At 62.7% G+C, this 12,879-nt stretch carries 8 protein-coding genes; 5 read left to right on the forward strand and 3 right to left on the reverse strand.

Translation table 11 applies throughout. The features are described 5' to 3' along the window. Window positions 1-16 precede the first annotated feature (16 nt). From G9X68_RS23930 to G9X68_RS23940, 3 genes are all read left to right on the forward strand, one after another. Complete coding sequence (locus G9X68_RS23930) at window positions 17-2,491, forward strand: glycoside hydrolase family 2 protein (protein WP_171604510.1); 2,475 nt, start codon at window positions 17-19, stop codon at window positions 2,489-2,491. 109 nt (window positions 2,492-2,600) lie between these two features. Continuing rightward, window positions 2,601-3,779 carry a glycosyltransferase family 4 protein gene (locus G9X68_RS23935; RefSeq protein ID WP_171604511.1) on the forward strand — a complete coding sequence of 393 codons (1,179 nt, stop codon included), beginning with the start codon at window positions 2,601-2,603 and terminating at the stop codon, window positions 3,777-3,779. Window positions 3,780-3,969: 190 nt separating this feature from the next. Then, complete coding sequence (locus G9X68_RS23940) at window positions 3,970-7,281, forward strand: oligosaccharide flippase family protein (RefSeq protein WP_171604512.1); 3,312 nt, start codon at window positions 3,970-3,972, stop codon at window positions 7,279-7,281. A 69-nt stretch (window positions 7,282-7,350) separates the two neighbouring features. Here G9X68_RS23940 and G9X68_RS23945 read toward each other — a convergent pair whose 3' ends face one another. The 3 genes from G9X68_RS23945 to G9X68_RS23955 all read right to left on the reverse strand — a co-directional run bounded on the left by G9X68_RS23945 (window position 7,351) and on the right by G9X68_RS23955 (window position 9,994). Next, a complete protein-coding gene (locus G9X68_RS23945) occupies window positions 7,351-8,529 on the reverse strand; it encodes a glycosyltransferase family 4 protein (protein WP_171604513.1) in 1,179 nt (392 codons plus the stop codon). 251 nt (window positions 8,530-8,780) lie between these two features. After that, on the reverse strand, window positions 8,781-9,017 hold the full coding sequence (locus G9X68_RS23950) for an Lrp/AsnC ligand binding domain-containing protein (protein ID WP_003543721.1): 237 nt from the start codon (window positions 9,015-9,017) through the stop codon (window positions 8,781-8,783). Window positions 9,018-9,085: 68 nt separating this feature from the next. Beyond that, a complete protein-coding gene (locus tag G9X68_RS23955; protein ID WP_171604514.1) occupies window positions 9,086-9,994 on the reverse strand; it encodes a LysR family transcriptional regulator in 909 nt (302 codons plus the stop codon). Window positions 9,995-10,078: 84 nt separating this feature from the next. On the opposite strand from G9X68_RS23955, the gene hglS reads away from it, so the two are divergent. Next, window positions 10,079-11,512 (forward strand): 2-oxoadipate dioxygenase/decarboxylase HglS, encoded by a 1,434-nt coding sequence (gene hglS / locus G9X68_RS23960; RefSeq protein ID WP_171604515.1) that lies wholly within the window; start codon window positions 10,079-10,081, stop codon window positions 11,510-11,512. A gap of 68 nt (window positions 11,513-11,580) precedes the next feature. Continuing rightward, a complete protein-coding gene (locus G9X68_RS23965) occupies window positions 11,581-12,864 on the forward strand; it encodes an NAD(P)/FAD-dependent oxidoreductase (RefSeq protein WP_171604516.1) in 1,284 nt (427 codons plus the stop codon). Window positions 12,865-12,879 lie beyond the last annotated feature (15 nt).

A 12,879-nucleotide genomic window follows, 5' to 3' on the forward strand; every position in this document is an offset into this window, starting at 1 on the left:
GGCCGGAGATCTAACCATGCGGGGGCGTTTGGCAAGCATCGGTGCCGAGGAAAGTCTACTTTCCGAAGGCTGGAACCTGATCCTGACGGAGCCGGGCGCCTGCGCCGTGCCGCATGACATCCCGCTGTCGGCGCAGTTCATTCCAGCACCCGTTCCCGGCACCGTCGCCGCAGCCCTCGAAAAGGCCGGGCTCTTCGATCGGGAAAATCCCGAGCCGCTGAACACGCGGGATGCCTGGTATCTCTGCCGGCTTTTCGATGCCGAGCCCGGCGATGCGATCCTGCGTTTCGAAGGGCTGGCGACGCTCTGCCATGTCTTCCTGAACGGCCAGGAAATCCTGTTTTCCGAGAGCATGTTCACGGCGCACGAGATTCCGGTGACGCTTTCGGGCGGCGACGAACTGGCACTGTGCTTCCGGGCGCTCGGCCCCCGTCTGTCCGAGCCAGGCCCGCGTGCGCGCTGGCGGCCGCAGATGATCACGCCGGCGGGCTTGAAGAATTTCCGCACGACGCTGCTCGGCCATATGCCGGGCTGGTGCCCCGATATCCATGCCGTCGGGCCATGGCGGCCGATTTCGATGGTACGGCGTCATCCCGTCTCGATCGACAATGTCTCCATACGCGCCGTATTGGAGGAGAGTGGTATCGGCCGCCTCAGCGTTTCCCTGCACAGCAATGCCGAGGATCCGGCAATGCTGCTGCGCTGCGGCGGGATGGAGCAGCCCTTCGAGAAGGTCGGCGACAGTCATTACTCGGCTATCCTGAAGCTTTCCGACATCGAGGCCTGGTGGCCGCATACGCATGGCGCTCCGCGTCTCTATGAGCTAACGCTGGTTTCCGACGGCGTGGAATATCCGCTCGGCAGGACCGGCTTCCGGCGCATCGACGTCGACCGCGGTGCCGATGGCGATGATTTCGCGCTCCTCGTCAACGGCGAACGCCTCTTCTGCCGCGGCGCGGTGTGGGCGACGGCCGATATCGTGCGATTGCCGGGCGGGCGGGCGGATTATGAGCCGTTCCTGCGGCTTGCCGCTGCAGCCGGCATGAACATGATCCGCATCGGCGGCACCATGGCCTACGAAACGCCTGATTTCTTCGCGCTCTGCGACGAGCTCGGTCTGCTCGTCTGGCAGGATTTCATGTTCGCCAATTTCGATTATCCGCGCAACGACAAGGCTTTTCTCGGTCACGTGCATGCGGAGGTCGAGGAGTTCCTGCACGGTGTGCAGGCGGCGCCTTCCCTCGCGGTGCTTTGCGGTGGCAGCGAAATCCACCAGCAGGCGGCCATGCTCGGCCTGCCGGCGGAATTCTGGAGCGGGCCGGTCACCGATGAAATCATCCCGGCGGTCGTCGCGCGCATGCGCCCCGACGTGCCCTATGTGCCGAACTCGCCATATGGCGGGGCAATGCCCTTTTCGCCCAATGCCGGTATTGCGCATTATTACGGCGTCGGCGCCTATATGCGGCCGATTGCCGATGCACGCCGCGCCGATGTGCGTTTTGCTTCCGAAAGCCTCGCCTTCGCGCATGTGCCGCAGCAAAGGACGCTGCAGCGTCATCTCGATGTGCCCGCCGTCCACAGCCCGCTATGGAAGGCCCGCGTGCCGCGCGACCGCAGTGCATCGTGGGATTTCGAGGATGTTCGCGACTTCTACCTGCAGCTTCTCTACGGTTTCGATCCGGCTGAGCTGCGCCGCGAAGATCCGGAACGCTATCTCGATCTCTCCCGCGCCGCGACCGGCGAGGTGATCGAGGAGGTTTTTGCCGAATGGCGGCGCAGGGGCTCCGCCTGCAATGGCGCGCTCGTCTGGACACTGCAGGACTTGCTGCCCGGCCCCGGCTGGGGAGTGATCGACTCCACCGGAGAGCCGAAGCCGGTCTGGTATGCGATGCGCCGTGCATTCCGGCCGGTGCAAGTGGTCTTCACCGACGAGGGAACGAACGGTCTCGACCTGCATGTCGTCAACGAGACGGATGCAGCACTCGATGTCGAGCTCGAGGTTGTCTGCCTGCGCGGCGGAAAACAGCAGGTCGTCAGCGGCAGCAGGGCCTTCAAGCTGGCGGCAAGGGACACGGAGCGCCTTGCCTGCACCGCGCTGTTCGGCGCCTTCTTCGATACGACCTATGCCTTCCGCTTCGGGCCGCCGGCGCATGATGCAAGTGTGGCGCGCCTGCGCTCGCTGGCGGACGGCGCCATTCTCGCCGAGAGCTTCCACTTCCCGTGCGGACGGGGGAAGGCGCTTCATGATGCAGGGATCGAAGCATCACTCACCAGAGACGGCGTCGACTGGTTCGTTGACATCAGGACCGACCGGCTGGCGCAATCTGTGCATATCGACGTCGAAGGCCATCGGGCCGAGGACGACTGGTTCCACCTTGCCCCCGGCGCGATGCGGCGTGTGAAGCTCCACGCGCTGGCCGGCGTGGACAGCGATATTCCGCCTGCGGGCGAGGTCAGAAGTCTAGGCAGTTCGCATCGCGTCGCGTTCTAGAAAAGAAAGAGCATGCTGTCGTCCGAAAACCGCGCACACTTTTCGGCATCATGCTCTGGGGCTGACGCGCTGCGAAGGATGATGCCGATCCATTGGGAAAGACCGTGATTTGAGAACAATATACCGCTTTCTGCGCGCCCATGTTCTGCAGCGGCTGATCCCGCGGTCGCGTCTTGCCTTCAATCCGCGCAGGCCGGTGGAAATCGTCGGCTATCTCTCGATGGCGGTCGGCGTCGGCGAATCGGCAAGGCTCTGCGCCGGCGCATTGACGGAGGCGGGGCGGGCGATTTCGCTCTCCGACGTCAGCACGCATCCTGACGAGAATTCCTTCGCCGGATGGATGCCGTCGCATCTCTCCACCGAACCTGTGGGGAGCCGGATCTGGCATCTCAATCCGCCGCTGCTGCCGCGCGCCATCCTGAAGAAGGGCGTTGCCAATTTCACCGGCGCCTTCAACATCGGCTATTTCGCCTGGGAGCTCCAAGTCGTGCCGGCCGAGTGGCGCAATGCGATGCATTACATGAATGCCGTCTTCGTGCCGTCGGAATTCACCAGGCGGGCGATAGCGCCCCTCACTGCGGCACCGGTCATCGTCGTTCCGCATCCTGTCACCGAGAAGCCGGCGACGGAAGGCATGCGCCAGAAATTCGGCATCGAGGAAGACGCCTTTCTCGTCAGCTTCATCTTCAGCGCCGGCTCCTCGATCAACCGGAAGAATCCGCAGGCCGTCATCGAGGCCTTCCGGATATTTGCCGCCGAATGCCCCGGCGCCTTCCTGTTGATGAAGGCCAGCGGCGATATCAACAAGGACGAGGGCCTGCGCGAATTGGTCGCCTCGGTCGCGGGCAATACCCGGATCAGGATCGTCACCGACAGGATGTCGGATTCCGATATCAATGGCCTCATCCGCAGTTCAGACGCTTATCTTTCGCTGCATCGCTCCGAGGGTTTCGGGTTGACGGTAGCCGAGGCGATCATGCAGCGGACGCCGGTCATTTCCACAGGCTGGTCGGGCACGGTGGATTTCTGCGATCCCGACAATAGCTGGCCGGTTGCCTCTCCCCTCATTCCGGTGGTCGATACCCATCCCGAATTTGCCGGGCTCGAAGGCGCGGTCTGGGCCGATCCCTCTCCAGAAGCAGCCGCCGCGCACCTGCAAGATATCTTCCGCACACCCGAGCGTGCACGAGAGAAGGCCGAGAAGGCGCGAGAGTTCCTGCTGCGTTACCTCGCGGAAAACAGCTACGAGAAGGCGCTTCAGACGCTGGCGGCGATGCAGGCGAGCTAAGCTGAGGTCGTCACTCCGCTTTATTTTAACATTTTCGCATTAGAGATGGCGGGTATGCGGCTTTAGAGCATGTCGCGCAAAAGTGTGCAGCGGTTTTGCGATAACGACATGCGTAAAAACAAAAACCTAAAGTGCGAGGAGCGATCTGAAGATCGCGACGCGCTTTAGGCCGATCCTGACGGATGGACAGATGTCGAAGGGTATTATCGCAAACTCGGTGATGAACGCAGCGGCAGGCATGCTGCTGCTTCTGACGGGCTTTGTTTCATCGATCATAACCGCGCGGCTGCTCGGGCCGGAAGCCAACGGCATCGTCGCCTTCTCGCTCTGGCTGGTGGTGACCGGCGCCTCGATCGCCGAGCTCGGCTCCAGCATCACGCTGCTGAAGACGTTGCCGCAACTTTCGGCGGAAGGCTTCGACGCGCGCCGCCGACGGGGTTTTGCCGCCATCCTCGTCAGCTTCATGATGTTCTCGACCGTCGTGCTGCTAGCGCTCTATGCGCTGTTCTTCCTGACTTCCGAAAAGATGCATTGGGCCGATACCGCGCCATCCGTCGCTCTGGTCACGGGCGTGCTGTTTTTCATCCAGGCGATCGGATCCTTCGTCAAATTCTACCTGATCGGCGAAAAGAAGCTGGGCGCCTTCTTTAAGCTGACGGTTGCCGTCTCGATCGTGCAGCTTGCCGGCGTTGCCGTCGGCGCCGTTTTCTACGGCGTCGAGGGCGTTCTCGTCGGCTATGCGCTCGGCCAGCTCGTGCTGTTTTTCGCCACGCTGCCGATCCTTCTGGCGCGGCGCGACTGGTGCGGGGTCTCGCTGAAATATCTCGCCTCCTCCTCCGTCATCCTGTCGATCCAGTTCATCATCGATTCCATTTTCCTCAACCGGCTCGAGCTTCTCTTCCTGCAGCAGTTCTGGTCGGTGGAGATGGTCGGCTATTATGCTGTCGGCCTGTCGATCGCGAATATCGCGCTGCAACTGCCGATCCAGATGACCGGCAGCCTGCTGCCCTATTATTCCGAGCGGCGGCACAGCAGCGACGATTCGACATTGCCGGTCGAGGTCTTTACCGCCGTTACCCGCAGCATGGCCTATATCGTGCTGCCGATGAGCCTGGGGCTTGCCGCGATCTCCAGCGAACTGGTGCTCGTGGTGTTCGGCGAAGCATTCCGCCGCAGCGGGACGGTGGTGGCGCTGCTTGCGCTTGTTGCTCCCGCCTATACCTTCATGCAGATCCTTAGCCTCTACCTGCTGTCGATGGACAGGGCCCGCTCCCGCCTGAACATCAGTGTGATAGGTGGCCTACTGATGGTAGCGGGTTGTTTACTGATCGTACCTAGGCTTGCCGCCGAGGGTGCCGCACTCGTGCGCATCCTCGTATTCGTTGCGATGTCGGTGATGATGATCAGACAGACAGGATTCGGATCCCAGCTTTCGGGTCTCTACGCAAGCTTGACGAAGGTGACGCTCGCCTCCGTCCTCTGTGCTTGCGGAGCGACTTCCGTGTTGGAATTCGTCCAGGGGCCGGCCGGATTGGTCGGCGCGATCATCGCCGGCGCATTCGCCTATTTCGCAGCTCTCCGGGTGCTGCGCGCCGTGCCGGGCGAAGATGTCGAAGTCATGCTCTCCATTCTCGACAAGATGCCGTCCCTGCTGCGGCGACCGGTTGGTCATGCGATCAATTTCATCGCGCCGCGGCTTCCGGGCGATCCCGATCGCGCCAAGGTCGCGCCCGGCGAATTCTCGCTCGAACCGGCCGAAGGTGCGGGACGCAGTGCTGCCCTGCCTGTCGTCTTCGACGGCACGATCGGGCTGTTCATGCCTGAAAATCCTCTCGCCCAGAAACGGTCGGCCGCCGTGCTCTTCGTCAGTCCCTGGGGTTTCGAGGAGATGTGCAGCCGTAAATTCTTCCGCGTCGCGGCGGAGCATTTCTCGGATATCGGCGTGCCGAGCCTGCGCTTCGACTATCGCGGCACCGGCGACGCGCTCGATTTCGACGCACTGCCGGCGAGGCTGGAAACCTGGGAAGATTCGATCCGTGCGGCCGCCGACAAGCTGAAGTCGCTCTCCGGCTGCGACCGCATCATCCTCATCGCACAGGGCCTTGGTGCTACGCTTGCCCATCGCGTCGGTTCCTCGATCGAAGGCGTCGACAGCCTCGTCATGCTGGCGCCGGTGCTGAGCGGCCGGGCCTATCTGCGCGAACTCAACATGTGGTCGAAGATCATCGATGCCGATCTCGGCCTCGGCAAGGAGCATGTCCAGACTGCGAAGGTGCAGATCGCCGGGCTCGTCATGCCCGAAGAGATCGCTGCCGAGCTCGGCAAGCTCAGCATTGCCTCGCCGCAGGGGCTTGCGGCCTCCCGCTATCTGATCCTCGAACGTCCTGCCAAGGCCGAGGATACCGGCTTTGCCGACGCGCTGAAGGCGCTTGGCGCCGATGTCGAGCAGACGGCTTTCGAAGGCTATGACGAGCTCGCCACCAATCCGCTGTTTGCCAAGACGCCAATGGCTGTCGTCGCGCTGCTGACGAAGTGGCTGGAGGCAACGACGACAGAGACATCCGCCGCCCATTCGCCGGCGGCGATCGACAACCCGCCGCTAGCCGGCGATGGTTTTGCCGAAACGCCGGTGCGTTTCGGAAGCCACAATCATCTGGTCGGCGTCGTCAGCCGGCCGCTTGGCGAGATCAAGGGCAATGCCGTGCTCTTCCTGTCGACGGCCTATGACCGGCATGCCGGTTGGGGACGGACGACGGTTGATATGGCGCGCGAGCTCGCCCGCCAAGGCGTCGTTTCGCTGCGCTTCGATTCCGCCAATGTCGGCGACAGCCCGCCGCGGCCGGATGCGCCGGAACAAGTGCTTTATTCGGATACGCAGACCGCAGATGCTGTCGCCGCACTCGATCTGCTCGAAACCGTCGTCGCCGGCCCCGTCATGGTCGCCGGCCGATGCAGCGGCGGCTATGTCGCCTTCCGCGCCGGCGTCGCCGACGAACGCTTGAAGGCAGTCGTGTCGATCAATCCCTTCGTCTATTACTGGGATCCTGACATGCCGGTGCGCCGCGAGCATGTCGTTTCCGTCCCGCGTAGCCTTGATGATTACAGCCAGCGCCTGGCGCGGCTCGACACGCTGAAGCGGCTGTTGCGCGGCCAGGTGGACGTCGTTGCAGCGCTGCAGAATATCATCATCGCCGCCGGCCGCCGGCTGTCGCCGTGGATCGCGCCGCTGCTCGAGTTGCTCCCCGACCGGCGCCATATCGCCCGCGAGGTCCGGCACTCATTCGCGTTGTTCGGCAAACGCAAGGTGCCGCTGACGCTGATCTACAGCGAGGGCGATGTCGGGCTCGACCACGTCTATTTCCACTTCGGGCCGCGCGGCGCCAGGCTTTCCCGCTACCCGAACGTGCGCCTGCTGATGCTGGCGGATGCCGACCACAATCTGACGCCGCCGCAATCGCGCAAATTCGTGCTCGAGGAGATCATTCGTCTGGCAAGAGCATAACCGGCGATGCTACAGCGCCGCGTCGTTTCACACGCGCAATGCTGTAGTTTATGCGGCAGGAAGACGGGATCAGATGCTTTCCGCGGCGACGACATCAAGCGATCTGTAGAGATCGATATAGCGTCCGGCGACGATATCCCAGGAATAGCCGCGGGCGGCGTCGAGAAGCTCGGCGCGAACGGTGTCCGGTTGGCGCGAAAGGTGTTCATAGGCCGTTTCGAACGCCGTGGCGGCACTCTCAGGATTGGTGAAATCGGCAAGCATGAGAACGGGATGCCGGGCGGCAAGCGTCGCAAAGGCATCGTTGGCGTTCAGCACCGGCAGGAGGCCGGCGCTCATCGCCTCCAGCGCGACCAGGCCGAAACCTTCATATTCCGAGGCGGAAGCGAGAAGCGAGGCTTCTGCGATGATGCGCCGGATGGTGTCGTTCTCGGGCGACACATGCAGGGTGACGCGGCCGGACAGATGACGGCTTTCGATGGCGCTGTCGACATCCGCCCGGTTCAGGTCGGACTCGGCGCCGACGATGTCGAGATGCCATTCCGGATCGCGGGTCCTCAACATGGCCATCGCATTGAGCAGGTGGTCCAGCCGTTTGTTCACCGAGAACCGGCCGATCGTGACGATGCGGCGCTTCGCCCGGCGTGAAGCGGTGTCGGCAAACTTGCCGATATCGGCGCCGTTTTCGATCAGCAGGCTGTCGGGCACGATTTCTGAAAACTGCTTGTGGTCGGAGGCGCTGCAGCAGACGACGCGACGATAGGCCATCGCCGAAGCGCGGGTCAGCGTCCGGAACCAGATCTTCTTGATCGCCGCGTATTTCCGCGTGTGGAAGAAGCCGCCATGGGTGGTGACGATCATCGGTTTTCCGTGCAGCAGCCGGCCCCAGGCGAGCGCGTCGAAGAAGAAGTCGATGGCATGGACATGCACGAGATCGGCATCGGCGAGATGGCGGAAAACCTGCGGTGCCAGTGGATAACGGCTGGTGCCAAACCAGGGAATGCGCACCACCTCGATGCCGTCGATATCTTCGCGAAGTGGCAGCTTGTCTTCAGGCGCGGTGAAGAGCGAATCCAGCGTGACGACGCGCACGCGATAACCGCGGCGTACAGTCTGGCGGGCGAGATTGGCGACCACGTCTTCCAGGCCGCCGCGATTGGGCAGGAACTGGCGTACGACATGGACGATCAGCGGAGCCGTTTCCAACTGCGGCTTCGCGCGCGCCCTATCTGCCTCGACGATCGACATTTTCCACCTATCGCTGCACGTGCCGGCCCGCGCTGATGCAGGCCCCGTGATAACAACGACCAGATATGCCCGGCGTTAAGGCGCGGTTTAGGCGACGTCCTGCGGGGGCGATTCTTCGCGAAAAAGGTTAACCGTGTCTGACGGGAATTTCAGAGCGTTTCCGTTTTTCTCGAATCACGGAAACGCTCTATCTCTTTTGTTTTCACGCAATTCCGGACGCAAAACCGCTGCACACTTTTGCTGGAATTGCTCTAAAATGCCTTGAAGGTCAGCGTCGTCAGCGAGCGGACGATGCCGGGAATATTGGCGATGTTGTCGTTGATGAATTTGCCGATATCCTGGCCTTCCTCGATATAGACCTTCAGCAGCAGATCGTAGTCGCCGCTGGTCGAATAGAGCTCCGAGACCAGTTCGGTCTGGTAGATGGCGTCGGCGACATCATAGGTCTTGCCGGGTGCGCATTGGAGCTGGACGAAGATCGGCTTCATGAAGATTTCCTGCAAAGTTGTTTGGCGCGCATAATGGTCGAAAGCGCCCTTCCGATGCAAGCCGTTCGTCACGCAGTTGGGTTGGTAGTGGCTTCCGCGACGATCCACTCGCGAAAGGCGGCAAGTGGCGCATAATCGGCGCGCTCGGGCGGAAAGGCGAGATAATAGCGCTCGCGACTTTCCATTTCACGGTCGACAGCGGCGACGAGATCGCCGCGCTTGATCTCCTCCTGCATCAGGAATGTCGGCAACAGGGCGACGCCGAGGCCGGCGATTGCCGCCTGCGCAGCGGTGGCGAACTGGTCGAAAAGCATGCCGTGTACATTTTCGAAGGAAACGCCGTTGCCGGCGAACCATTGTTCCCAGGCGTCAGGACGCGTCGTCAGGTGCAGCAGCGGAACGGCGAGCAGATCCTCCGGTCCTGAGATCGCATATTGCTTCAGAAAATCCGGACTGCAGGCCGGCACCGTGCGCTCCGACATCAGAAGGGCGAGTTCGGCGCCCGGCCAGTGCGGATGGCCGAAATGGATGGCGGCGTCGATCGAATCGAGGCGGAAATCGAAGGGCGAAAGCCGGGTCACCAGATTGATGGTCACGCCGGGATTGGCGGCGAGAAAGCGTCCCAGGCGCGGCGCCAGCCATCGTGTGCCGAAGGTCGGCAGGATGGCGAGATTGATCGTGCCGCCATGCGGATTGGCTCGCAGGTTCAGCGAGGCGCTCGATATCCGCCGCAGCGCCTCGCGAATCTCGCGGGCATATCCGTCGCCGGCAAGCGTCAGCCGCATGGTCTGGCGTTCGCGCAGGAAGAGCTCGACACCAAGCTGCTCCTCGAGCGCGCTTACCTGACGACTGACGGCGCTCTGCGTCAGATCGAGTTCGCGCGCTGCTGCCGTCACGCTGCCGGTGCGGGCAACCGCCTCGAAGGCGGCGAGATGCGAAATCGATGGCAGAAAACGTCTAGACGTCAGCATGATCATTCCGTTTCAGAATGGGCTATTTCCGAAATAGCGATATTTGCGGCTTTGTCGCGCGTGTAAAGGGGTTCATCCTGCAAAAGCGGAATGAGCCGGAGTTTCCCAATGCCCCAAGCCTTCGTTTCCCCAGACCGCATCCGATCGCTGTTCACCGAGGCGATGTCGCAGATGTACCGGGCGGAGGTGCCGCAATACGGCACGCTGATCGAGCTGGTGGCGGATGTGAATGCCGGCTGCCTCGAGAATGATCCTGACCTGCGCGAACGTCTGGCTCAAGCCGGCGAGTTGGAGCGCATCGATGTCGAGCGCCACGGCGCCATCCGGCTCGGTACGGCCGACGAGCTCTTCACCATTCGCCGGCTGTTTGCGGTCATGGGCATGCAGCCGGTCGGCTACTACGATCTTTCGGTTGCCGGTGTGCCGGTTCATTCCACCAGCTTCCGGCCGATCGACGAGGTGGCGCTCAACGTCAATCCATTCCGCGTCTTCACCTCGCTGCTGCGATTGGAACTGATCGAAGACGAAGGGCTGCGCCGCGAGGCCGAAGCCATTCTGGCGAAACGGCGGATCTACACGCCGCGTGCCGTCGCGCTGATCGAGCGCCACGAGCAGAACGGCGGCCTGAGCGAGGCGGAAGCGACGGAATTCGTCGCCGAGGCGCTGGAAACCTTCCGCTGGCATGGCGAAGCGACAGTCAGCGCCGAAACCTACAAGCGGCTGCACGATGCACATCGGCTGATCGCCGACGTCGTCAGCTTCAAGGGGCCGCACATCAACCATCTGACGCCGCGCACGCTCGATATCGACGCCGTCCAGGCCCGTATGCCGGAACGCGGCATCACGCCGAAGGCGGTCATCGAAGGGCCGCCGCGCCGCCATTGCGATATCCTGCTGCGACAGACGAGTTTCAAGGCGCTGGAGGAAACGATCGCCTTTTCCGGTGAAAACGATGGCGCGGTTCGAGGGACACATACCGCCCGCTTCGGGGAGATCGAACAACGCGGCGTGGCGCTGACGGCGAAGGGCCGGGCGCTTTACGACCAGCTGCTCGCCTCGGTTCGCGGCGAGGTGCAGGTGGGCGCCGGCGGCGCCAAGGCCGGCGCCTACGACGATGAACTTGCCACGCGTTTCAAGGCACTTCCGGACAGCTGGGATGAGCTGCGCAACGAGGATCTGGCCTTCTTCCGCTATGCCGCGACGCCTGCAGGCATTGCCGCTGCGGCCGGCAGCATGCTGCCCGGTGATCCGGAGGCACTGATCGCCTCGGGTTACCTCACCTTCACCCCGATCGTCTACGAAGACTTCCTGCCCGTCAGCGCGGCCGGCATCTTCCAGTCGAACCTCGGCACCGACCAGCAGCAGAACTACGCGACTCGCTCGAACCGGGACGCCTTCGAGGCAGCACTGGGCGCGACCGTTCAGGACGAGCTGGCACTTTACGCCGAACGCCAGGCTGCGTCGCTGGATTCGGCACTGGCCGCGCTCGGCCTTACGGCTCTGCCGCTGAAGACGGTTGCGTGAAATGGCAGGTTCAACACTTTCTTTTATGCATTAGAGTATCCGCGATTTCGCTCCGATCGGACTGAGCCATGCTGAATGATCCGCGCTCCCACGGTCTCTGGGAAAAGACAGCGCCCGAAGCGCCGACGACCTCGCCTCTCGATGGCCCAGTATCGGCCGATGTCGTCATCGTCGGCGGCGGTTACACCGGCCTCTCTTCCGCGTTGCATCTTGCCGAAGCCGGGTCGAAGGTGGTGCTACTGGAGGCCAAGGAGATCGGCTTCGGCGGTGCCGGGCGCAATGTCGGGCTGATCAATGCCGGCATGTGGGTGATGCCGAACGATCTGCCCGGCGTGCTCGGCCCGGTGCATGGCGAACGTCTGCTCGACCTGCTCGCCAATGCGCCGAAGCTCGTCATGGAGCTGATCGACAAACATCAGATAGCCTGCGAACTCGAACGGAACGGCACGCTGCATTGCGCGGTCGGCGCGGACGGGCTGAAGGAGATCGAGGATCGCGCGGCGCAATGGTCCGCCCGCGGCGCAGCCGTGACGCTGCTCGATGCGACGGAAACGGCCAAACGCATCGGCAGCGATGCCTATGCCGGTTCGCTGCTCGACAAACGCGCCGGAACGCTGCAACCGCTTGCCTATGCCCGCGGCCTTGCCCATGCCGCCGTCAAGACCGGGGTCGTCATTCATACGTCCAGCCCGGTCGTTGCAACGGAGCAAAACGGCAGCCGCTGGATCGTGAAGACGGCAAAGGGCGAGGTCAGCGCGGACTGGATCATCGTTGCGACCGATGCCTACAGCACCGGTCCTTTCGAGCAGGTGCGCAACGAACAGATCTATCTGCCCTATTTCAATTTCGCCACCGTGCCGCTCGGCCATAATCTGCGTCAGTCGATCCTGCCGGGGCGGGAAGGCGCATGGGATACCAAGGAAATCCTCTCATCCTTCCGCATGGACCAGGCCGGGCGTCTCGTTTTCGGCAGTGTCGGGGCGCTGCGCAATACCGGCCTTTCCGTACACAAAGGCTGGGCGAAACGCGCATTGAAGCGGCTCTTCCCTGTCATCGGCGATGTCGAATTCGAGTGCGAATGGTATGGCCAGATCGGCATGACCGACAATGCGCTGCCGCGCTTCCACAAATTCGCCCCGAATGTCGTCGGCTTTTCGGGTTACAATGGCCGCGGCATTGCGCCCGGCACGGTCTTCGGCCGCACGCTGGCGGAGCATATCCTCGGCCGGCTTCCGGAAGCCGATCTGCCACTACCGCCGACGGCACCCAGCGAACCGAGCTTCCGTGCGCTCAAGGAAATATGGTACGAAGCCGGCGCTCAGGTCGCCCATTTCGCCGATGCCCGCTTCTGAGAAAATTAGATTGGA

Source organism: Rhizobium changzhiense, from assembly GCF_013087625.1.
GTDB classification, from domain to species: Bacteria; Pseudomonadota; Alphaproteobacteria; order Rhizobiales; family Rhizobiaceae; genus Rhizobium; species Rhizobium sophorae.

Coding starts and splice junctions, on each gene's coding strand:
- G9X68_RS23930 (WP_171604510.1), top strand. CDS start 17: ATGCGGGGGCGTTTGGCAAGCATCGGTGCCGAGGAAAGTCTACTTTCC.
- G9X68_RS23965 (WP_171604516.1), top strand. CDS start 11,581: ATGCTGAATGATCCGCGCTCCCACGGTCTCTGGGAAAAGACAGCGCCC.
- G9X68_RS23955 (WP_171604514.1), bottom strand. CDS start 9,994: ATGATCATGCTGACGTCTAGACGTTTTCTGCCATCGATTTCGCATCTC.
- G9X68_RS23940 (WP_171604512.1), top strand. CDS start 3,970: ATGTCGAAGGGTATTATCGCAAACTCGGTGATGAACGCAGCGGCAGGC.
- hglS (WP_171604515.1), top strand. CDS start 10,079: ATGAGCCGGAGTTTCCCAATGCCCCAAGCCTTCGTTTCCCCAGACCGC.
- G9X68_RS23945 (WP_171604513.1), bottom strand. CDS start 8,529: ATGTCGATCGTCGAGGCAGATAGGGCGCGCGCGAAGCCGCAGTTGGAA.
- G9X68_RS23950 (WP_003543721.1), bottom strand. CDS start 9,017: ATGAAGCCGATCTTCGTCCAGCTCCAATGCGCACCCGGCAAGACCTAT.